This is a genomic window from Skermania piniformis, assembly GCF_019285775.1.
GTDB classification, from domain to species: domain Bacteria; phylum Actinomycetota; class Actinomycetes; order Mycobacteriales; family Mycobacteriaceae; genus Skermania; species Skermania pinensis.
Genome location: NZ_CP079105.1, coordinates 1,547,908 through 1,569,977, shown reverse-complemented (window position 1 = coordinate 1,569,977; position 22,070 = coordinate 1,547,908). Strand labels below are relative to the sequence as shown.

Sequence of the window (22,070 nt, the reverse complement as noted above, 5' to 3'; positions counted from 1 at the left end):
TCGAGTTCAGCCCGCCGTTCACACGGTCAGCAACAGCCCAGCCAGCACTGCCAGCGCGATCACCTTCAGCACTTCGAGCACGATGTAGCGACGGTGCTCCTGCGAGCGGGTCTCCTCGATGCCGGCGATCCCGGCCAAGAACTCGTCGGTGCGCCGGTTCAACTGCGGACGGACAACCTCCAGCTGGACCAGCAAGATCACCGCGACGACCGCCGCAGCGATCCAGATCGCGAGCGGCAGCGCAGGTGCGTTCGCTATACCCGTGTCCGCCAACAGGCAGAGCGCGATGACGATCAGCCAACCGAGCTCGACGAGGTTCAGGGCCCGGAACACCACCCGGCCGACGGACAGCCCCACCCGCAGGTCCACGCCCGGGGCGCGGAACTTCAACGGCGCTTCGAGGAACGAGATCCCCAGCACCATGCCCAACCACAGCAATGTCGCCGCCGCAGCGATTCGCGTCACCGCTTCATGCATTTCCTCGCACCTCCCCGACCGGTGTAGTGGCCGACATCATGTCGAGCGTCAGTCTGCCACGCGGCGCCGACCGTCGGGCACCGACTACAGCGCAGTGGCTCGATCGGGTGCATCACGCTCACCCGACGGCCGCCGCCGCCACCACCGCGGCCGCGATCCGGGTGACGTCGTCGGTGCTGCTCACGTATGGCGGCATGGTGTAGATCAGGCGACCGAACGGACGCAACCAGACCCCGCCGGCGACAGCCGCCGCGGTCGCCGCCGCGACATCGACCGGATGATCGAGTTCGATCACCCCGATCCCGCCGAGCACCCGGACGTCGGCGACTCCGGGCCGTCCGCGAGCCGGCGCGAGCCCCGCACGAAGGCCGCGTTCGAGTGCGGCGACCTCGGCGGGCCAGTCCCGGCTGCGGAGCAGCTCGATCGAGGCCACCGCCACCGCGCACGCGAGCGGATTGGCCATGAACGTCGGTCCGTGCATCAGGCCACCGTGCCCGGCACTGATCACCTCGGCGATCCGCGCCGTACAGAGCGCCGCGGCCAGCGTCAGATAGCCACCGGTCAGGGCCTTGCCGATACACATCACGTCCGGCACCACCCCGGCCTGCTCGGCGGCGAACATGGTTCCGGTGCGGCCGAACCCGGTGGCGATCTCGTCGAACACCAACAGCACCTCGTGTGCGTCGCACAACCGGCGCAGATCGGCCAGATAACCGGGGTGGTGCCACCGCATGCCGCCGGCCCCCTGCACCACCGGCTCGACGATCACCGCGGCCAGCTCGTCGGCGTGCGCGGATACCGCATCGGCCAACACCGTGACATAGCTCTCGTCGTAGCCGACCGGCGGCGGCGGTACGAATACCTGCTCGGGCAGCACTCCGGTCCACAACGCGTGCATGCCGCCGGCCGGGTCGCACACGCTCATCGGGGTGAACGTGTCACCGTGATATCCGCCACGCCAGGTGAGCAGCCGGTGTTTGGCCGGTCGGTCCTGCACCCGCCAGTACTGCAGGCACATCTTCGCCGCGACCTCGACCGAGACCGATCCGGAGTCGCACAGGAAAACCCGGTCCAGCCCGGGCGGAACGACCTCGAGCAACGCCCGGGTCAGCCGCGCGGCCGGCTCGTGGGTCAATCCGCCGAACATCACATGACTCATCCGCTGCGCCTGCTCGGTCAGTGCCGCGTCCAGCACCGGGTGCCGATAGCCGTGGATCGCCGCCCACCAGGAGCTCATCCCGTCCACCAGCTCGCGGCCGTCGGCCAACTGCAGCCGGGTACCGCGCGCTGCGGTGACGATCAACGGTGCGGTGCTCGGCGGGAAACCGCCGTAGGGATGCCAGATATGGGCGGCGTCGACCGCCGCGACCTCGTCCGGGGTCAGGTTGCCTACCGTCCTTCCGTGGTCGGTCCGGCACGTTGCGGACCTTCCGGGTTTTTCCCGCCTTCCGGCCCGCTACGCCGCCGGGAGGCGCGGTCAAGCTAGCATGCCGTTACCGCAGCTGCCGGGCACTTTGCTCGCCGAGCAATTCCGGCCGCCTTCGCTAGGGTTGAGCGTTATGTCCCAGCCCGAGCTGTCGTCCGCGCCGCCGCTGCTGCCCCCGGCCGTGTGGCCCGGGGAGGCCTATCCGCTCGGCGCCAGCTACGACGGTGCGGGTACCCAATTCTCGGTCTTCTCCGAGGTCGCCGAGCAGGTCGAGCTCTGTTTACTCGCGCGGGACGGTCGCGAAACCCGGGTTCCGCTGGACGAAGTCGACGGATTCGTCTGGCACGCCTACCTGCCTACCATCGCCCCCGGCCAGCGCTACGGCTTCCGGGTGCACGGGCCTTTCGAGCCGACCCGAGGTCTGCGCTGCGACCCGAGCAAACTGCTGGTCGACCCGTACGGGAAAGCGTTCGACGGTGATTTCGACGGCCACGAGTCGCTGACCACCTACGGTCGCGACTCGCTCGGGCACACCATGACCTCGGTGGTGATCAACCCTTACTTCGACTGGGCGCACGACCGGCACCCACGCACTCCGTATCACCGGACGGTGATCTACGAAGCACACGTCAAAGGGATGACCCAAACCCACCCCGGTATCCCCCCGGGACTGCGCGGCACCTATGCCGGCCTGGCCCATCCGGTGGTCATCGACCATCTGCATCGGCTCGGGGTGACGGCGATCGAACTGATGCCGGTCCATCAGTTCCTGCAGGACCAGCGGCTGCTCGATCAAGGCCTGCGCAACTACTGGGGCTACAACACCTTCGGCTTCCTGGCCCCCCACCACGCGTACGCCGCGACCAAGAAGGCACCCGGCGCGGTCTCCGAGTTCAAGGCGATGGTTCGTGCCTTCCACGCCGCCGGGATCGAAGTGATCCTCGATGTGGTGTACAACCACACCGCCGAGGGCAACCACCTGGGTCCGACCATCGGCTTCCGCGGGATCGACAACAGCGCCTACTACCGGCTGGTCGACGGCGACCCCGAGCACTACATGGATTACACCGGCACCGGCAACAGCCTCAACGTCCGGCATCCACACACGCTGCAGCTGATCATGGATTCGCTGCGGTACTGGATCCTGGAGATGCACGTCGACGGCTTCCGGTTCGACCTGGCATCGACCCTGGCCCGCGAACTGCACGACGTGGATCGACTGTCCGCCTTCTTCGACCTGGTCCAGCAGGATCCGGTGGTCAGCCAGGTGAAGTTGATCGCCGAGCCGTGGGATGTCGGCGAGGGCGGCTACCAGGTAGGCAACTTTCCGCCGCTGTGGACCGAATGGAACGGCAAGTACCGCGACACCGTGCGCGACTACTGGCGGGGTGAGCCGGCGACCTTGGGCGAGTTCGCGTCCCGGTTCACCGGGTCGAGCGACCTCTACGCCCCCACCGGCCGGCGCCCCGGCGCCAGCATCAACTTCGTCATCGCCCACGACGGGTTCACCTTGCGCGACCTGGTGTCGTACAACGAGAAGCACAACCTCGCCAACGGCGAGGACAACCGCGACGGGGAGAGCCACAACCGCTCGTGGAATTGTGGGGTGGAAGGGCCGACCGACGATCCCGCGATTCTGGAGCTGCGTGCCCGGCAGAGCCGCAACATCTTGGCCACGTTGTTCCTGTCGCAGGGCACGCCGATGCTGGCGCACGGTGACGAACTGGGCCGCACCCAATTCGGCAACAACAACGTCTACTGCCAGGATTCGCCGCTGTCCTGGATCGATTGGGACATGGCCGAGGAGAACGCCGACCTGCTGGATTTCACCCGGAAGGTGATCGCGTTGCGGACCGAGCATCCGGTGTTCCGGCGCCGCCGGTTCTTCGACGGCAAGCCGACCCGATCCCCGCAGCAGGCCAGCGATATCGCCTGGCTCACCCCGGCCGGACACGAGATGACGATCGAGGACTGGGACAGCGGATTCGGCAAGTCGCTGACCGTATTCCTCAACGGGGAGGGCATCCGGGAGCCGGACAGTCGGGGTGAGCGGGTACGTGACAGCTCGTTCCTGTTGTTGTTCAACGCGCACGACACCGACCTGGACTTCACCGTGCCCGGACCGGACTACGGCGATCGCTGGGCGGTAGCGCTGGACACCGCGGCGCCCCACGGCCGAGACGACCCGGCACGCGCACCCGGCGATCCGATCTCGGTGGCCGCCCGCTCACTCGTCGTGCTCCAGGCGAGCTGAGATGGCGATCCTGCCGGTCCGCAGCACGTATCGATTGCAGCTGCGCGGTGATCGGTTCACCCTGGCCGACGCCCGCAGGACGGTCGAGTACCTGCACCAGCTGGGGGTAACCCACGTCTACCTGTCGCCTGTGCTCACCTCGACCCGCGGCTCGACGCACGGCTACGACATCACCGACCCGACCACGGTGAACCCGGACCTGGGTGGACGAACGGCGCTCCGGGCGCTCGCCGACGAGCTACGTAGTCGCGACATGGGCCTGGTGGTCGACATCGTGCCGAATCACGTCGGGGTGGCCGACCCGCGGCAGAACCGCTGGTGGTGGCACGTACTCAAGTACGGCCGGGACTCCGAGTACGCCGGCTACTTCGACATCGACTGGAGCCCGGACAACGGCTCCGGCGGCCGGATCGCACTTCCGGTGCTGCGCAACGACACCGACCCGGGCGCGATGACCGTGGACCGCAGCGGCGACGAACCGATGCTGGCCTTCGGCGAGCTGCGCTTCCCGATCGCCGACGGAACCGACAACGACCATCCGCTGCGAATCCACGATCGGCAGCATTACCGGCTGGTCAACGGGGAATCCGGGGTGGCCACCTACCGCCGGTTCTTCGCGGTGAACGAGCTGGCCGGGATCCGACAGGAGAACCCGGTCGTCTTCGCCGCGACCCACAGTGAGCTCGCCGCATGGTGCACCCACGACCTGATCGACGGGGTGCGAGTCGACCACCCGGACGGTCTCGCCGACCCGGCCGGTTACCTGCGGCGGCTGCGCGAGCTGATCGGACCCCGGCTGTTGGTGATCGAGAAGGTGCTCGGCGCCCGGGAACCGCTGGACCGCACCCTGCCGATCGACGGCACCACCGGCTACGACGCACTCGCCGACTACGGCGGTGTGCTGATCGATCCGGCGGGCGAACCGGCGCTCTCCGAACTGTCGCACCACCTCGTCGGTGGCTCCGGCGATGCCGGCTGGTTCCACGAGGCAGAGCAGCGGGCCAAACGGGTGGTCGCGCAGACCATCCTCGGTCCCGACGTACGCCGTCTGGTGACCGCGATCGAGCTCGAATCGACGACCCCGATCGACCGGCCGACGCTGGCCGCAGCGGTCGTCGAGCTGCTCGCCGCAATCCCGGTGTACCGGGTCGACTACGCCCCGCTGACCGAGCTGCTCGGCGCCGTGATCGCTGATCTCACCGCCGACAATCCCGGGCTCGCCGACCCGCTCGGCGTGGTGATCGAGGCGCTCGCCGGCGGTGGGGTGGCCGCCGTCCGGTTCAACCAGGTGTGCGGTGCGGTGACGGCGAAGGCCGTCGAGGACAGCGTCTACTACCGTGCGGCACGACTGGTGTCGTTGCAGGAAGTCGGCGGCGATCCGGGTCGATTCGGCCGCTCGCTCAACGACTTCCACCAGGCCAACGCGGTCCGCGCGCGGTACTGGCCGGCGAGCATGACCACGCTCGGCACGCACGACACCAAGCGCAGCGAAGATGTCCGGGCCCGGATCGGGGTGCTGTCGCAGATCGCCGAACGGTGGTCGGCGCTGGTGCTCGCCTGGCACCTGGGCACCCCCTGCCCGGATCCCGGAATGGGACTGTTCCTGTTGCAGAACATGGTCGGGGTGTGGCCGGTCGGCGGTGCCCCGGACACCGACCTGCGCGAGCGACTGCATGCCTACGCGGAGAAGGCAGCTCGCGAGTCGGGGGCACGAACCTCGTGGGAGCGGGTGGACAACGACTTCGAGTGGTCGTTGCAGGAATGGATCGACGCCGTCGTGGACGGTCCGGTCGGCGCGGCGATCGGTGAGCTGGTCGACGAGATCGCGCCGCACGGCTGGTCCGACGCACTCGCCCAGAAGCTGCTGCAGCTGGCCGGACCCGGAATTCCGGACGTGTACCAGGGCACCGAGCTCTGGGACGACTCGCTGGTCGACCCGGACAACCGGCGCCCGGTCGACTTCGCCGCGCGGATCCGGCTGCTGCACACCCTGGACGAGACACCCGCGCTGGACGGCACCGGCGCCGCGAAACTGTGGATCACCGCGCACGCCCTGTGGTTGCGCCGGGACCGACCGGCCAGCTTCGTCGGGGGTACCTACCGGCCGCTGCACGCGACCGGGCGGCATGCGCACCGCGTTGTCGCGTTCGGCCGCGGGCAGCCCGGCGCGGAACCGGACGTGGTGGCGGTGGCGGCCCGGCACACCGTCGGACTGGCCGACGGTGGCTGGGCCGACACCGCGCTCACGCTGCCGGACGCGACCTGGATCGACCGGATCAGCGGCCGTCGCTTCTCCGGCACCGTACCGGCCGGCGAGCTGCTGGCCGGATTACCGGTGGCACTGCTCGTCCGCTGACCGAGCCACGAATCGGGACCGAAGGTCGGTGCGCGAGCCGCGGCCCGGTCGGTTGGCGATGTAGTGCTCGACCGTCTCGACGGTCCAGCCGCGGACCCCGCCGCGGGACACTCCGCCGGCTTCGTCGATCGGCCCGACGATCACGTCGGGTTCGGGCAACTTGTAGCGGCTCAACGCCCCGGGCACGACGCCGAGTCGCTCGGCGAACTGGGTTCGGTTCAGGTACCGAATCGGTTCGTGAACCGACATCGGTGATCGATCGGCCGGCGGTCGACGATCGGCTGCGGTGTGTGCTGTTTCGGTCATGACGTACGTGCAGAACTCCATCCGAGACTTCCCGACCCGGCTACCGTACCCGCACACCGGCGCTCCCGCGCCCGCTCAGCGAACGAAACCGAGTAGCCCTTTCCGGGACTGCGCCGCGGCGATCTGCACCGCCTGATCGACCTCGGTGATCTTGTCTCGGATACAGCCCAGCTCGCGGCCGCGCTGCCGCTCGGCCGCGTCCAGTCGAGCCCACCCGGCACTGTCCAGACGATCCGGCCGGCGCGCCGCGACCAGCCGGCTCAACTGCGCCGCCGACTGCGCTGGCCTGGCCAATCGGCCGGCGTTGAAGTCGGCGACCAGCGTCTGCAGGGTTTCGTGGGCACAGCTCTTGTTCGTCCCGACGAACCCCGACGGGCCGCGCTTGATCCAGCCGGTGACGTAGGCGCCGGCAGTCCCCTCGACCCGGCCCGCCCGGTTCGGCACGATGCCGCGTGCCGGGTCGAACGGCAGGCCCGGAACCGGCCGGCCGTGATAGCCGATCGAGGTCAGTAGCAATCTTGTGGCTATCTTCTCGACCCGGCCGTCGGTGCCCGGTGTGGGTTCGGTCTCGATCTCGTCGACATACCCCGGTCCGTGGATCGCTCGGGTCGTCCGCCCGTACCGCAGGACCACCCGCTTGCGATCGGGTACCGCGTCGGCGAGGTCGGGTAGGCCGGCCAACAGCGCGAGCTTGTGCCGGGCCGCGAAGGACAGCTCGGGCGCTGCCGGGTCCGGGGCCGGCCCGCCGGACCGGTCCACCACCACGTCGAAATCCGGGCAGGCGATCAGCCCGGCCAGTTCCGGCACGGTGAAGGCGGAGTCCGCCGGACCACGCCGGCCGAGCAACACGACCTCACCGATGGTGCCGGCACGCAGCGCGGCCAGGGCGGCGCGGGTGATATCGGTACCGGCCAGCCGATCTCGGTCGGCGAGCAGAATGCGGGCCACGTCGAGCGCCACGTTGCCGTTGCCGACGATCACCGCCCGGTTTCCGGACAGGTCGAACCGATGGTGCTGATGATCGGGGTGGCCGTTGTACCAGCCGACGAACTCGGTCGCCGATCCGACGCCGGGCAGATCTGCGCCCGGAACGTCGAGCCGCCGGTCGGCGGCCGCACCGACCGCGTAGACCACGGCGTGGTAGTGCGGTAGCAGCTCGGCGTGGTCCAGATCGCGACCCACCTCGACGTTGAGAAAGAACTCGAAACCCGGCTCCCGGGCGATCAGCTCGAACAGGTCGGTGACCTGCTTGGTCTGCGGGTGATCCGGCGCGACGCCGGAGCGGACCAGTCCGTACGGCATCGGCAGCCGGTCGAACACGTCGACCTGCGCACCGGTCTGGCGCAACACTTCGTCGGCGGCATACATCCCGGCCGGACCGGAGCCCACGACCGCCACCCGCAGCGGCCCCAGGTCGGGTCGCACCGCCGCGGTCGAGGTGATCATCGGTGCGAGTAACGGGCGCTCGCTCGGCCCGGGGCCGGCGCCGCTCGCGTAGAAATCGGCGTTCAGCTCCAGGTAGTTCTGCTGATCCGGCCGGAGTCGAGCGTGCGGCACGATCGCGCCCACCGGGCAGGCGGTGATGCACGCGCCGCAGTCGACGCAGGTTGCCGGATCCACGTACAGCATTTCGGCGGTCGCGAAGCCCGGCTCGTCCGGCGTCGGATGGATACAGTTGACCGGGCAGGCGTACACGCACGAGGCGTCGCTGCAACACGACTGGGTGACAACGTGTGGCACGACGTACTCAGCTCGCCAGCACGAGCGGCGTGCGCTCGGGTTCGCTGCGGAACCGGGCCGGCCGGCCGGCGATCCGCAGCCCCCGCCAGAGCAGCTCGGCCACCGGATTCATCAGACCCAGCTCGGCGCCGAGCATCCGGACGTCGGCGAAGTAGCCGGCCAGGGTGGCGCGGGAATCGGGCGAGTTCCAGAACAGCTCCTTACGAACCGAGTCCGGAATGTCGAACTCGGTGAAGAACTCCCGCGGCGGAATCACGATCACATCGCACAGCACCCGCATGATCACCGGGTAGGCCAACGAGAGCAGGAACCGGCCGACCGGGCCGTTCTCCGGCACGTGCCGGCGCAGGAACTCGTGCGCGAACGAGATGTGCCGCGCTTCTTCGGCCACGTGGATCCGCATGACGTTCTTGATGATCGGGTGGTAATCGGTGGTGTCCGAGCGCAGGTAGGTCTTCTGGATGTGATCGATCGGCTCCTCTCCCCCCAGCACGCCCATGAAGAAGACCGACGGCATCGGCCAGGCGGCAACCCCGAGCAGTGGCGCAAGCCGACGCATGACCGGACCGAAGCCGGGCACGTCGACTCCGCTGCGGTTCACCAACTCCTGGAACATCAGGGTGTGGTTGCACTCCTCGATGACCTCGTGCGTGGCGTAACCGAACTCCGGCGAGCCGTTCGGCAGGGTCGACAGGTACGTCATGAAGCCGCGGATCAGCACCTGCTCGAACAGCAGCCCCACCTTCGCGACGTTCGCCTGCCGGTACATGCCGATCGCGATCTGCCGGTCCTGCGGCAGTGCCCGGTACCACGGGTGTCGGCCCAGCGGGTCGGCGTCGGGCAGGATCCACCGTGGATCGTTCGGGCGGACCTGGAATTCGGGTGCGTCCCAATCGATATCCCGGTAGGGATCGAAGCTGCGGTGCCGCGACCCCTCGACCAATCGGGCAAGCAGTTCTTCGTAGGTCTCGCCGGTGCCGGCGTCGACCGACCCGGCAACCGACCCCGCCTCGTCCAGCATGGTCATCGTGTCCTCTCCAGCCACGGGACGCCTATGTCCCGGGTCTCGATCGGCGTCGCTCGGCAACACCTTTCTGTGTATGACAGTAACACTAAAACCTGCCGACGACTGTCGGCCGGCGAACGGGTCAGCGACTCGACCGGATCGAGTCGAGTGGTCGTAGGTGTGCGTCGAGGTCCGCCACGATCGCGCTCGACTGTGGCAGCAAGTTCACCCGCAAGTCCCGGTCCGACTCCTGGCGGGCTCGGATCGCGGCGACGTTCTCGCTGGTGACGACCCGTCCCGGAACATAGACCCAGCCGCGCGGCAGATCTCGGTGGCCCGCCGCGCACTCGGCCTGCAACTGGCCGGCGATCGCCCCTTGCAGGAAATGTTCGGGCGAGACGGTGACCAGATCGCCCGCGGCGATCCAGTCGAGTATGCGTGGGTCCAGGCTGAACGCCCCGGCCCGCCACATCCCGTCTCGCTCCAGCCGCAACTGCCCCAGGGTGAACGAATCGACGTCGCCGGCACCGATGAACGCGACGGCATCCCGGTGCGCCTCGACCAGCACCGACCACGCTGCCCGGTTCGCCAGCGGGTCGGATTTGGAATCGAACGGACCGAGCACCGTCATATCCGGCCGCAACGCGGCGATCTCCCGGCGGATGCCACTGACCCGCAGGTCGAACACCGAGGCCCCGGGGACCGGGGTACCGAGCACGACCTTGCCGGTCCGGGTCCACGGGCCGAGCTGGTCGAGCACCGTCCGCGCCAGCACTCGGCCGATGTCGTAATTGTCGTTGCCGACGAACAGTGTGACCACATTGGTATCGGAGACCGGGTTGGCTACCGCGATCAACGGCACTCCGGCCGCAGCCGCATCGGGTAGCTCCTCGAACAATTCCGAATAAAGATTGAAGAACGACACGCCGGCAGGTGAGGTTCGAGCGAGTCGATTGAAGATCTCGACCGCGCGGGTAGCGTCCGCGGAATCCGGGCCGTCGACAAACGGGGAGATCCCGGGTACCTGACCGGCTCCCGCCTCGTAACCGGCCGCCAACTCGCGGCTGATGGTGAGCTGCCGATTGGGAATCAGCATTGCCACAGAATTGCCACGATTCCGTTTCAGCTCCGGTTTTGCGCACGCTGCAGCGACCATGGCGGCTCCGCCGAGCAATATCGAACGTCGCGAGATCCGTGGTTGCACGCCTGTACGATGCACATCTGCATGGTAATGCGGACACGATCCGGACTTCTGGTAGCCATGGCGAGAGTTGTCAAGAATGCGCACACGGTAGTTGCCCGGAGTTTCCTGGACATCTGGCGAAGCGGAGGACGCTGTGTTCGGCCGAATACTGCAGTCGCGTGTCGTCGCCCGGCTGGCCATCGTGGGACTGACCGTCGGCTTGGCGTTGCTCGCCGCCGTTGCCTTGTGGGCCACCCGCACCACCTCGCAGACCAGCGACGCCGTCCGGCGGATGGATTCGATCGGAAACCACTGGACCCACGTGATATTGCACGTCAACACCGAGTACGAAGCGCTCACCGACTACCTGATCGCGAATCGGTCGATCAGCCTGCAACCGCTCCGCTCGGCGGTCGATTCGGCGGGCGACGACCTCGACTGGCTCCGCCGCAACGGTAACGACCGGGACCGGGCCGAGGCCGACATCGTCGCCGGCGCCTACGCCAGCTACACCAAGTCGGTCCGACAGTTGCTCGCCGCCGGCGCGGCCGGCGACGACAACCAGGTCCGGCTGAAGGCCGCCGAGGCCGGCCTCGGCGCGTCGTCGGTCCGCAAACAGGCGGTGTCCAACGCCAGCCGCAAGCACTACGACCTCACCGAACTGATCGACCGTGCAGTGCAACGCAACGCACGGCTGCGCAACGCCGAAACCGGCTTGGTTGCGATCGATCTCGCCTTGCTGGCCTTGTCCGGGCTGATTCTGGTGAACTACCAGCGGCGGATCGAACGGCAAGCAGTCCGCGACCGGCACCGCGCCCGGCACGACGGACTCACCGGTACCGCCAACCGGACCAGGCTGCTGGAAAAGCTGGAGGACGCGATCGAATCGACCAGCCCGGGCGCACTGCTGATGCTGGATCTGGACCGGTTCAAAGAGGTGAACGACACCCTCGGCCACCACCACGGCGATCTGCTGCTGCGGGAGGTGGCCCACCGGCTGCTCGGGGCGGTCGGCTCGAACGACCTGGTAGCGCGGCTCGGCGGCGACGAGTTCGCGGTCTTGCTCCCCTCGACCGAAAACGCCGATCAGGCGATGACCTCCGCGGCCCGGATTCGGGAAGCGCTGAACCGGCCGGCCGATCTGGAGGGGATGGAGGTTCCGGTGGAGGCCAGCATCGGCGCCGCCGTGTTCCCCGACCACGGTGACACGGCCGACCTGGTGATGCGGTACGCCGATATCGCCATGTACACGGCCAAACGCGAGAAGCTCGGCGTCGCCTGCTACCGACCGGGTGACGGGGAAAGCCTGTCCGGCCGGATGACCCTGCTCAGCGAGCTGCGCCGGGCGATCCCGCGGAACGAACTGGTGCTCCGCTACCAGCCGAAGGTCCGGCTCGGCACCGGCGAGTTCGTCGGGGTCGAGGTGCTGGTGCGCTGGCAGCATCCGCAGCGGGGGCTGCTCCCGCCGTCGGAATTCCTGCCGGTGGCCGAGCATGCCGACGTGATCTGGCCGTTGAACGAATGGGTGCTGCGCAGCGCGCTGGCCCAGTGCGAAGCCTGGCGCTCGGCCGGATACCACTGTCCGATCGCGGTGAACATCCCCGGCTCCATGCTGGTGGACGACCTGGTGGACCGGGTGACGGTGTTCCTGCGCGAGTTCTCCTGCCCGCCCGGTGTACTCAGCCTCGAGGTCACCGAGGGCGACGTCATCCAGGACACCGATCGCGCCGCTGCGGTCATGGCCCGGCTGCGCACCGCCGGCGTCCTGACCTCGATCGACGACTTCGGCACCGGGTACTCGTCGATGTCGCGGCTGATGGTGCTGCCGCTCGACGAACTGAAGATCGATCGCGAGTTCACCGAAGCGGCGATCACCCGCAACGGCGCGGCGATCGTGGCGGCGACGATCCAGCTCGGCCACACGGTCGGGTTGCGGGTGGTGGCCGAGGGGATCGAGGACTCGGCGACGATGATCGCGCTCACCGAACTCGGCTGCGACGAAGCCCAGGGCTACTACATCTCGCCGCCGCTGGACCGCGACCAGCTCGCCACCTGGTTGGCCCGGTACGTGGACAGCAAGCGCCGCACCGCGGTGCCCAGCGCGCCGGGCTGAACCGCCGCCGCCGATTCCGGCATGCTGGCGCGATGACCGTCTTCGAGGTTTGGGCACCGATCCCGGACCGGGTCCGGCTCGATGTCGCCGGTGCTGTACATCCGATGCAGCGGCACGACGACGGCTGGTGGCGCGCCGACGTGCCCACCGCGCCCGACGCCCGCTACGGCTTCCTCGTCGACGGGACCTTGTTGCCGGACCCCCGCTCGCCCCGGCAGCCGGACGGGGTGCACGGCCGTTCGCAACGACACACCGTCGATCCGGCCGGCTGGACCGACCGCGGCTGGACCGGACGCCAACTGGCCGGCGGGCTGCTCTACGAGCTGCATATCGGCACCTTCACCCCCGCCGGCACCTTCGATGCCGCGATCGACCGGCTGGATCACCTGGTCGGTCTCGGCGTCACGTTCGTCGAACTGATGCCGGTGAATGCCTTCAACGGCACCCACAACTGGGGCTACGACGGCGTGCTCTGGTACGCGGTGCACGAAGGTTACGGCGGTCCGGACGGCCTGGTCCGCTTCGTCGACGCCTGTCACGCGCGCGGACTGGCAGTGTTGCTCGACGTCGTCTACAACCATCTCGGCCCCTCCGGCAACTACCTCGACCGATTCGGCCCCTACCTCACCGACGGCCGCAACACCTGGGGTGCCACGCTCAACCTCGCCGGCGCGGACTCGACCGAGGTGCGTCGATACATCGTCGACAACGCACTGCGCTGGTTCGACGAGTTCCACCTGGACGGGCTGCGGCTGGACGCGGTGCACGCCCTCGTCGACCACACCGCGGTACACCTGCTCGAGGAACTGGCGGTGGCGACCGCTCGGCTGTCCGCGCACCTGCGCCGTCCGCTCGCACTGATCGCGGAGAGCGACCTGAACGACCCCCGACTGATCACCGACCGCAGCGCGGGCGGCTTCGGTCTGACCGCACAGTGGAACGACGACCTGCATCACGCCGTGCACGCCGCCGTCTCCGGCGAACGCCAGGGCTATTACGCCGACTTCGGATCGCTGCACTGCCTGGCGACCACGTTGCAGCAAGGGTTCTTCCATGCCGGCACCTGGTCCAGCTTTCGCGGCCGGCGGCACGGCCGGAAACTGGACACCGAGCGCATTCCGGGCAGCTCGTTGATCGGCTACACCTGCACCCACGACCAGGTGGGCAATCGCGCGATCGGCGACCGGCCGTCGCACTACCTCACCCCGGGGCAGCTCGCGCTGCGCGCGGCGCTGGTGCTGACCTCGCCGTACACCCCGATGCTGTTCATGGGCGAGGAGTGGGGTGCGGGCACACCGTTCCAGTTCTTCACCGCACATCCGGAACCCGAGCTGGCCCGGGCCACCGCCGACGGGCGTCGGCGCGAGTTCGCCGCACACGGCTGGGCCACCGCGGACGTGCCCGACCCACAGGACCCGGCAACCTTCCTCCGCAGCAAGCTGGACTGGGCCGAGCCGAACACGGGTTGGCACGCCCGGCTGCTCGCCTGCTACCGGGACCTGATCCGGCTGCGCCGCGACCGTGCCGAGTTGAGCGATCCCTGGCTGACCGATGTCGGAGTCGACTACGACGAGCAGGCAGGCTGGATCGTGGTGCATCGGGGCCCGCTGCGCGTGCTGGGCAATCTGGCTGCAGACCCGGTCTGCATCCCGACCTCCGGGACGGTGCTGCTCGCCTGGCAGCCGCCGACCGACACCGACTCGGGCACGGTGCTCGCCGGGCACTGCTTCGCCGTGCTGGATACCGCCGATCAGGTGAGGTACCGGTAGGCCGGTGACCCCGGTTCGAGTCGCTCGGTGCGTAGCCGCGACCGGCTCATCCGATCGAGCAGGCCGGACAGGCTCGCCGCGGTACTGATCTCGATACCGACCAACGCAGCGCCGGTCTCGCGATTGTTCCGCTTGACGTACTCGAACAGGGCGATGTCGTCGTCCGGGCCGAGTACCTCGTCCAGGAAACGACGTAATGCGCCCGGCTCCTGTGGGAAGTCGACCAGGAAATAATGTTTGAGTCCCTGATGGACGAGGGATCGCTCCAGAATCTCGCCGTACCGGGATACGTCGTTGTTGCCGCCGGAGACCAGGCACACCACCCGCGCACCGGCCGGCACCGCGATGTTCGGCAATGCCGCCACCGACAGCGCTCCTGCGGGCTCGGCGATGATCCCCTCGTTCTGGTAGAGCTCGAGGATCGCGGTGCAGATCGCACCCTCGTCGACATGCACGACGTCGAACCCGCCCGCGATCGGGGTCGCCCGGGCGACCGGGCGCGCACCCAAACCGGCGGCCACCGCATAGGGCAGGTCACCGATCCGGCGCACTGCGGCACCGTCGACGAACCGATCGATCTCGGCGAGCGTGACCGGGCCCCGATCGATCAGCGCCGCCGTCAACGACGCGGCCCCGGCCGGTTCCGCGCCGACGATCGCCGTCTGCGGCGAACGCTCGCGCAGATACGTTGCCATGCCGGCGAGGCAACCGCCGCCGCCGACCGGGATCACCACCAGGTCCGGCGGCGCGTCCAACTGGTTCAGCAACTCTGCCGCAACCGTGCCCTGGCCGGCGGCAGTACGCGGATCGTCGAACGGCGGCACCATCGTCGCCCCGGTCCGCGCCACATCTGCCGCCGCCGCGGCCGCGGCCGCATCATAGGTGTCGCCGACCGCGATCACCTCGACCAGGTCCCGACCGTGCACCCGAATCCGGTCCCGCTTCTGTTTGGGGGTACTGGCCGGGACGTAGATCCGGCCGCGGATCTGCATCCCGGCGCAGGCGAAAGCTACTCCCTGAGCGTGATTTCCGGCGCTCGCTGCGACCACCCCGCCCGCGCGCTCGGCCGCGGACAACTGCACCATCAGGTTGTACGCACCGCGAATCTTGTAGCTGCGAACCACCTGGAGGTCCTCCCGTTTGAGGTAGACCTCGGCGCCGGTGAGCGCGGACAACCGGTCGCTGATGTGTAACGGAGTGGGCTGGACCACATCGGCGATTCGCGTCGCCGCCGCGTCGACGTCGGCGGCGCAGAGCAGCGGTTTCGGTGCAGTGGACACCTCGATCATGCTGCCACCCACGTCTCTTCGTCTCGTGCGGAGGGTCGACATGGCCGACGCGTACAGCCGTGCCGGCGACGCCGCGTTCTCCGGCGCTCGCTACGCCGATGCCGACGATCTTTATCGAGCTGGCAACTTTACAGCAAACCAGGCCGACGCGGGACGTGCGCGCGCCCACGCGCTGCTGGGCCTGGCCCGGGTGTACGCCCGACTCGGTGAATACGCGGAGTCGAGTGCCGGATATCTCGCCGCCCGGACGATCTACGAGTCGGTGCACGACGCGGCCGGAACCGCAGATTGCATCGGCGGGGCGGCCAGGATCGACGCAGAACGTGGTCGCCATGCCACCGCGGAATCGCTCTATCGTGCCGCCCTGGAGCGGTATCCACCCGAGGCGGGCGAACGGATAACGCACTGTTGGTTGGCGCTGGCCGAGCTGTTGACCGAGGCCGAGGCCCGGCTCCGTGGCGGCGATGCCGGCACGGCGGAGTCGACCCCACCGGCGCTGACGCGGCTGCTCACGACGTTCCCCAGGCTCGGCGCGGACGACAAGACCGCGGCGTGCGCGGCCGCGTTGGCAGCGACCGCCGCAACCGCCGGCCGGACCGATGAGGCGGTCCGGCGCTATCTGGTCGCCTTGGACAGCTTCGAGCAACTGGGGCTGGACACTGCGCACCGCACTGGATGTCGCGATCCCGGCGGTGCTCTACCTCGATTCCCAACGGTTCCAGTTCCGGCGTCGCAGACCCGGATGCGCTGGTCGGCCACCGTCGAGCAGGAGATGGTAGAAGTGTTCGCCTGGGCGCACCGACTCGGTGATCGGCACCTGGTGGCCGAACTGGTGGAGGTCGACATCAATTTCGGTCGGCCGGCCCGCTCGACCGCCCCGGCAACCCGACCGATCCCGGCCGTCGGCGTCCGATATCCGGGCGCGACCGGCCCACGACGGCTGATCGCCGGCGCACACCTGACGATGACCGCCGGGCCCCGAGTTCGGATGCCGGACGGACGGCGGATCGCCCTGGATCGCTACTTCGAGCTGATGGAACGCCGGTACGGCCGGCTCTGGAGCGACCGCACGGCTATCCTTCGGTCGAACGATGACGTCGGCGGTGCGACCCGCGACGCCTGAACCGGAGGACTCGGATGAGCCGCGAACGACATACCGATGTTCTGATCGTCGGCGCCGGGCTGTCCGGCATCGATGTGGCCGCCCACCTGCTGCGCGAAGACACCGGGCGGAGCTTCGCGCTCCTCGAACGCCGCCGCGCGATCGGCGGCACATGGGACCTGTTCCGCTACCCGGGTATCCGATCCGACTCCGATATGTACACCTTCGGTTACGGATTCCGCCCCTGGCACGGCACGTCGGTGCTCTCCGACGGAGCGGAGATCCGCCGATACCTCGTCGATACGGCGGACGAGTACGGGATCACCGAGAAGATCCATTTCGGCCGGAAAGTAGTGCAGGCGTCGTGGTCCGGCGCCACCGGACAGTGGACGGTCACCGCCGTAGACGAAGCCACCGGCGACACCGAGATCTGGACCTCGACCTTCCTGGTCGGCGCCACCGGCTACTACAACTACGACCACGGCTACCGCCCCGACTTTCCCGGGGAACACGACTTTCCGGGCGAGATCGTGCATCCGCAGCACTGGCCGGCAGATCTCGACTATCGGGACCGGCGGGTCGTCGTGATCGGCAGCGGCGCAACCGCGATCACCTTGGTGCCGGCGATGGCGCGGGATGCAGCACACGTGACGATGTTGCAGCGCTCGCCCACCTACATCGCCAGCCTGCCGCGGACAGATCCGATGGCCGGGGTACTTCGCCGGCTCCGGATGTCGAAGGCCGCCACCTACCGACTCGGCCGAGCGCGCAACATCGCGCTGCAACAAGCGTTCTACAAGCTGTCCCGCGCACAACCCGCCGTGGCCCGGCAGATCCTGCTGCGTGCGGTGCGGGCTCAGGTCGGCAGCCGGGTCGACATGAAGCACTTCACCCCGCGCTACGACCCGTGGGATCAGCGGCTCTGCGTGGTGCCCAACGGCGACCTGTTCGCCGCGCTGCGCTCCGGACGCGCATCGATCGTCACCGACCGGATCGAACGATTCACCGCGGACGGTATCCGGCTGGCATCCGGCGAGGAGCTGCCGGCCGACATCGTCGTCGTCGCGACCGGACTGGAGGTACAGATGCTCGGCGGGGCGCGGATCGTCGTGGACGGCCGCGACGTTGCGACCCACGATGCCACGCTCTACAAGGGCACGCTGGTCAGCGATGTGCCGAACGCGATGATCGTGCTCGGCTACACCAATGCGTCGTGGACGCTGAAGGCCGATCTTGCGTCGGCCTACTTCTGTCGGGTGTTGAACCTGATGCGGGATCGGGGTTACACCCGGTTCGTCGCGCACATCGCTGCAGCGGACCGCACCGACGAGTCGCTCATGGGCGCGGCACTCAGCTCCGGCTACATCCGACGCGGCGACGCCGTGATGCCGCGGCAGGGCCGCCGGGCGCCGTGGAAGGCACTCGACGATTACCCGCGCGACATCCGGTATCTACGCAACGCCCCGGTCGAAGACGGCGTCCTCGAGTTCTCCGGCGCCGACTAACTCGCCAGGCACGACGGTCCCAGCAGCGCTTTCAGGTCGCCCATCAGCGCCGACGAGGGGGTGACCCGCAGGCTCCGATCGAGCTCGAGCATCGTGGTCTTCTCCCCCGACACCAGCCGCAGGTGCACGTCCGCAGTGCCGGGGTGGCTGGCCAGGACCCGCTTCAACGCTCCGACCTTGTCCGGGGTACACATCCGGGACTGGATGCTCACCGCGAGCGGCTTCGCCACCCCGACCTGAGACAAATCCGGGACCGCGAGATCGTTGGCGATCAGCGAGATCCGATCGTCGCGGACCGACACCCGGGCCTTGACCAGCACTACCGCATCTTCGGTGACATCCATCCCGAACACCGAATAGGCCTGCGGGAAGAACAGCACCTCGATCCCGCCGGTCAGGTCCTCGATCTGGGCCGACGCCCACGCCAGGCCGTTCTTGTTGATCCGCCGGTTCACCGCGGCGAGGATGCCGCCGACGGTCACCTGGGTGCCATCCGGCACGTCACCCGCCAGAATCGCCGGGATCTGCGTGTCGGCCTGCGCGGCGAGAATATGCTCGACACCGTTGAGCGGATGCCCGGATACGTACAGCCCCAGCATCTCTCGTTCCAGCGCGAGCTTGTGTTTGCTGTCCCACTCGTCGTCGGGCACCTTCACGTTGAACACCGAGGTGACATCCGCGTCCGCGTCCGCCCCACCGAACAGGTCGAACTGGCCCATCGCTTCGGCCTTCTTGGTCGACATCACCGCGTCGATCGCGTCCGAATGCACCAGCAGCAGACCTTTTCGGGAATGCCCCAGCGAGTCGAAGGCTCCGGCCTTGATCAGTGATTCGGCCACCTTCTTGGTGCAGGCCAGTGCGTCGATCTTGTTCAGATAGTCGGAGAAGTCGGTGAACGCGCCGTGTTCGCGGCGGCCCGCGATGATCGCCGCGACCACATTGGACCCGACGTTGCGCACCGCGCCGAGGCCGAATCGGATGTCCTTGCCGACGGAGGCAAAGTTGTGTTCGGACGAGTTGACGTCCGGCGGCAGCACCGAGATCGCCAGGCGACGGCAGTCGGCCAGGTAGGCGGCCGCCTTGTCCTTGTCGTCACCGACGCTGGTGAGCAGGCCGGCCATGTACTCGGCGGTGTAGTTCGCCTTCAGATAAGCGGTCCAGTAGGAGACCAGCCCGTAACCGGCGGCATGCGACTTGTTGAAAGCGTAGCCGGCGAAGGGCAGGATCGCGTCCCACAGCGACTTGATCGCGGCGGCGGAGAAACCGTTCGCGGTCATCCCGGCATGGAAGGTCTCGTACTCCTTCTCCAACACCTCCAGCTTCTTCTTGCCCATCGCCTTACGCAGCGCGTCGGCCTGGCCCATCGTGTAGCCGGCCACCTTCTGCGCGATGAACATGATCTGCTCTTGGTAGACGATCAGCCCGTAGGTGTCGCCGAGGATGTCGGCCAGTGGTTCGGCCAGCTCCGGGTGGATCGGGGTGATCTCCTGCCGACCGTTCTTCCGGTCGGCGTAGTCGTTGTGCGCGTTCATCCCCATCGGACCGGGACGATAGAGCGCGATCACCGCGATCACGTCGTCGAAACCGGTCGGCTGCATCCGCCGCAGCAGGTCCCGCATCGGGCCGCCCTCGAGCTGGAACACCCCGAGTGTGTCGCCGCGCGAGAGCAGCTCGTAGGTCGCCGGGTCGTCGAGCGGCAGGTGGTCCAGATCGATGTCGGCGCCCCGGTTGGCCTTCACGTTGTCGATCGCGTCACCCATGATGGTCAGGTTGCGCAGCCCGAGGAAGTCCATCTTCAGCAGGCCGATGGCCTCGCAGGACGGGTAGTCCCAGCCGGTGATGATCGCACCGTCCTGCGGCCGCCGCCAGATCGGGATCGCATCGATCAACGGCTCCGACGACATGATCACCGCACAGGCGTGCACCCCCGCGTTGCGGATCAGACCCTCCAAACCCTTCGCCGTCTCGTAGATCTTGGCGACATCGGGGTTGGTTTCGATCAGGGTACGGACCTCGGCGGCTTCCTTGTACCGGTCGTGGTTCGGGTCGGTGATCCCGGACACCGAGATGTCCTTGGCCATGATCGGCGGGGGCAGCGCCTTGGTGATCTGGTCGGCGATGGCGAATCCGGGCTGGCCGAACTGCACTCGCGCCGAGTCCTTGATCGCCGCCTTGGTCTTGATCGTGCCGAACGTGATGACCTGAGCGACCTTGTCGGTACCCCATTTCTCGGTGGCGTACCGGACCATCTCGCCGCGTCGGCGGTCGTCGAAATCGATATCGATGTCGGGCGCCGACGGCCGTTCCGGATTGAGGAACCGTTCGAACAGCAGGCCGTACCGGATCGGGTCGATGTTGGTGATGCCCAGCGCGTAGGCGACCAACGAGCCGGCCGCCGAGCCGCGGCCCGGGCCGACCCGGATGCCGACCTCCTTGGCATGCGACACGAGGTCGCCGACCACCAGGAAGTACGCCGGGTAGCCCTTCTGCTTGATCACGTCCAGCTCGTACCGGGCGCGGGCGTGGTACTCCTCCGGCACGCCGCCCGGGAAACGCCGGGCCAGACCGCGCTCGACATCCTTGCGCAGCCACGAGTCCTGGTCCTCGCCGGCCGGGACCGGGAAGACCGGCATCCGATCCCGGAACTGCCACACATCGGCGTACGGCTGGACCCGCTCGGCGATCAGCAATGTCGAATCGCAGGCCCCCGGTACCTCGGCGTCCCAGATCGCGCGCATCTCCTCGGCGGACTTGAGGTAATAGCCGTCGCCGTCGAATTTGAACCGGCCCGGGTCCGACAGCGTCTTACCGGTCTGGATACACAGCAGCGCCTCGTGATTGCCCGACTGATCCTTGGTGACGTAGTGGCAGTCGTTGGTGGCCAGCGGCGGGATGCCGAGCGTGCGACCGATCTCCAGCAAGCCCTCCCGTACCCGCCGCTCGATGCTCAGGCCGTGGTCCATCACCTCCAGGAAGAAGTTTTCCGGACCGAAGATCTCCTGCCACTTCGCGGCAGCTTCCAGTGCTGCGCGGTCGTGCCCCAACCGCAGCCGGGTCTGCACCTCACCGGACGGGCAGCCGGTGGTCGCGATGATGCCGGCGGCGTGCTCGGCGATGATCTGCTCGTCCATCCGAGCCCACTTGCCGAGCTGGCCCTCGATCGACGCCAGGGACGAGAGCTTGAACAGATTGCGTAGGCCGGTCGCATTTTCCGCGACCATCGTCATGTGGGTGTAGGCGCCGGAACCGGAGACGTCGTCGCCCTTCTGGCCGGGATCGCCCCACTGCACGCGCTTGGTGTCGAACCGGGAACCGGGCGCGATGTAGGCCTCGATCCCGATGATCGGTGTGATGCCGGCGGCGACCGCGGAGGTGTAGAACTCGGCCGCGCCGTACATGTTGCCGTGGTCGGTCATCCCGACCGCGTCCATTCCGAGCCGTTTCGCCTCGGCGAACAGCGGTGAGATCTTCGCTGCACCGTCGAGCATCGAATACTCGGTGTGGTTGTGCAGATGGACGAACGAATCAGCCACGACGCGACCCT

Annotated in this window: 14 protein-coding genes; 6 read left to right on the top strand and 8 right to left on the bottom strand. The window is 68.1% G+C overall.

From position 1 onward, the window contains the following. Window positions 1–18: 18 nt before the first annotated feature. Window positions 19–477, bottom strand: coding sequence for a hypothetical protein (locus KV203_RS07235; RefSeq protein ID WP_066473213.1), 459 nt, complete (start codon window positions 475–477; stop codon window positions 19–21). A 118-nt stretch (window positions 478–595) separates the two neighbouring features. Beyond that, window positions 596–1,861: an adenosylmethionine--8-amino-7-oxononanoate transaminase gene (locus KV203_RS07230; protein WP_066473212.1), complete on the bottom strand. Its 1,266-nt coding sequence runs from the start codon at window positions 1,859–1,861 to the stop codon at window positions 596–598. 175 nt (window positions 1,862–2,036) lie between these two features. Between KV203_RS07230 and glgX the strand changes: the two genes are divergently transcribed. Together glgX and treY are read left to right on the top strand one after the other, a co-directional pair. After that, window positions 2,037–4,157 carry a glycogen debranching protein GlgX gene (glgX, locus tag KV203_RS07225; RefSeq protein WP_066473205.1) on the top strand — a complete coding sequence of 707 codons (2,121 nt, stop codon included), beginning with the start codon at window positions 2,037–2,039 and terminating at the stop codon, window positions 4,155–4,157. Between the two features lies 1 nt (window position 4,158). Continuing rightward, the gene (gene treY, locus KV203_RS07220) at window positions 4,159–6,513 is read left to right on the top strand and encodes a malto-oligosyltrehalose synthase (protein ID WP_066473203.1); all 2,355 of its coding nucleotides are present in this window, start codon (window positions 4,159–4,161) and stop codon (window positions 6,511–6,513) included. Here the strand turns inward: treY and KV203_RS07215 are convergent. The 4 genes from KV203_RS07215 to KV203_RS07200 form a co-directional block, all read right to left on the bottom strand. Then, complete coding sequence (locus KV203_RS07215; RefSeq protein WP_066473304.1) at window positions 6,487–6,762, bottom strand: hypothetical protein; 276 nt, start codon at window positions 6,760–6,762, stop codon at window positions 6,487–6,489. The genes treY and KV203_RS07215 overlap by 27 nt on opposite strands. A gap of 132 nt (window positions 6,763–6,894) precedes the next feature. Further along, window positions 6,895–8,559 carry an FAD-dependent oxidoreductase gene (locus tag KV203_RS07210; RefSeq protein WP_066473201.1) on the bottom strand — a complete coding sequence of 555 codons (1,665 nt, stop codon included), beginning with the start codon at window positions 8,557–8,559 and terminating at the stop codon, window positions 6,895–6,897. A 7-nt stretch (window positions 8,560–8,566) separates the two neighbouring features. Beyond that, complete coding sequence (locus tag KV203_RS07205; RefSeq protein WP_066473301.1) at window positions 8,567–9,586, bottom strand: AurF N-oxygenase family protein; 1,020 nt, start codon at window positions 9,584–9,586, stop codon at window positions 8,567–8,569. 121 nt (window positions 9,587–9,707) lie between these two features. Continuing rightward, complete coding sequence (locus tag KV203_RS07200; protein WP_066473199.1) at window positions 9,708–10,661, bottom strand: sugar ABC transporter substrate-binding protein; 954 nt, start codon at window positions 10,659–10,661, stop codon at window positions 9,708–9,710. A gap of 241 nt (window positions 10,662–10,902) precedes the next feature. On the opposite strand from KV203_RS07200, the gene KV203_RS07195 reads away from it, so the two are divergent. Further along, entirely contained in the window at window positions 10,903–12,861 is a 1,959-nt protein-coding gene (locus KV203_RS07195; RefSeq protein ID WP_066473197.1) for a putative bifunctional diguanylate cyclase/phosphodiesterase, read from the top strand. Between the two features lie 32 nt (window positions 12,862–12,893). Beyond that, window positions 12,894–14,630: a malto-oligosyltrehalose trehalohydrolase gene (gene treZ / locus KV203_RS07190; protein WP_066473195.1), complete on the top strand. Its 1,737-nt coding sequence runs from the start codon at window positions 12,894–12,896 to the stop codon at window positions 14,628–14,630. Here treZ and ilvA read toward each other — a convergent pair. Then, window positions 14,612–15,919, bottom strand: a complete 1,308-nt coding sequence (gene ilvA, locus KV203_RS07185; RefSeq protein WP_066473299.1) for a threonine ammonia-lyase IlvA — start codon at window positions 15,917–15,919, stop codon at window positions 14,612–14,614. The two genes, treZ and ilvA, sit on opposite strands and share 19 nt — an antisense overlap. 40 nt (window positions 15,920–15,959) lie before the next feature. On the opposite strand from ilvA, the gene KV203_RS07180 reads away from it, so the two are divergent. Both KV203_RS07180 and KV203_RS07175 read left to right on the top strand, forming a co-directional pair. After that, on the top strand, window positions 15,960–17,042 hold the full coding sequence (locus KV203_RS07180; protein ID WP_066473193.1) for a tetratricopeptide repeat protein: 1,083 nt from the start codon (window positions 15,960–15,962) through the stop codon (window positions 17,040–17,042). 14 nt (window positions 17,043–17,056) lie between these two features. Beyond that, the gene (locus KV203_RS07175; protein WP_066473183.1) at window positions 17,057–18,526 is read left to right on the top strand and encodes a flavin-containing monooxygenase; all 1,470 of its coding nucleotides are present in this window, start codon (window positions 17,057–17,059) and stop codon (window positions 18,524–18,526) included. Here KV203_RS07175 and dnaE read toward each other — a convergent pair. Beyond that, window positions 18,523–22,014 carry a DNA polymerase III subunit alpha gene (gene dnaE, locus KV203_RS07170; RefSeq protein WP_246600931.1) on the bottom strand — a complete coding sequence of 1,164 codons (3,492 nt, stop codon included), beginning with the start codon at window positions 22,012–22,014 and terminating at the stop codon, window positions 18,523–18,525. The genes KV203_RS07175 and dnaE overlap by 4 nt on opposite strands. Window positions 22,015–22,070: the final 56 nt, after the last annotated feature.

What these genes read in the sequence shown, in the direction of transcription:
- glgX (WP_066473205.1), top strand. Translation starts at nt 2,037, where the DNA reads ATGTCCCAGCCCGAGCTGTCGTCCGCGCCGCCGCTGCTGCCCCCGGCC.
- treZ (WP_066473195.1), top strand. Translation starts at nt 12,894, where the DNA reads ATGACCGTCTTCGAGGTTTGGGCACCGATCCCGGACCGGGTCCGGCTC.
- treY (WP_066473203.1), top strand. Translation starts at nt 4,159, where the DNA reads ATGGCGATCCTGCCGGTCCGCAGCACGTATCGATTGCAGCTGCGCGGT.
- dnaE (WP_246600931.1), bottom strand. Translation starts at nt 22,014, where the DNA reads ATGCTCGACGGTGCAGCGAAGATCTCACCGCTGTTCGCCGAGGCGAAA.
- KV203_RS07175 (WP_066473183.1), top strand. Translation starts at nt 17,057, where the DNA reads ATGAGCCGCGAACGACATACCGATGTTCTGATCGTCGGCGCCGGGCTG.
- ilvA (WP_066473299.1), bottom strand. Translation starts at nt 15,919, where the DNA reads ATGATCGAGGTGTCCACTGCACCGAAACCGCTGCTCTGCGCCGCCGAC.
- KV203_RS07215 (WP_066473304.1), bottom strand. Translation starts at nt 6,762, where the DNA reads ATGTCGGTTCACGAACCGATTCGGTACCTGAACCGAACCCAGTTCGCC.
- KV203_RS07205 (WP_066473301.1), bottom strand. Translation starts at nt 9,586, where the DNA reads ATGACCATGCTGGACGAGGCGGGGTCGGTTGCCGGGTCGGTCGACGCC.
- KV203_RS07235 (WP_066473213.1), bottom strand. Translation starts at nt 477, where the DNA reads ATGCATGAAGCGGTGACGCGAATCGCTGCGGCGGCGACATTGCTGTGG.
- KV203_RS07180 (WP_066473193.1), top strand. Translation starts at nt 15,960, where the DNA reads ATGGCCGACGCGTACAGCCGTGCCGGCGACGCCGCGTTCTCCGGCGCT.
- KV203_RS07200 (WP_066473199.1), bottom strand. Translation starts at nt 10,661, where the DNA reads ATGCTGATTCCCAATCGGCAGCTCACCATCAGCCGCGAGTTGGCGGCC.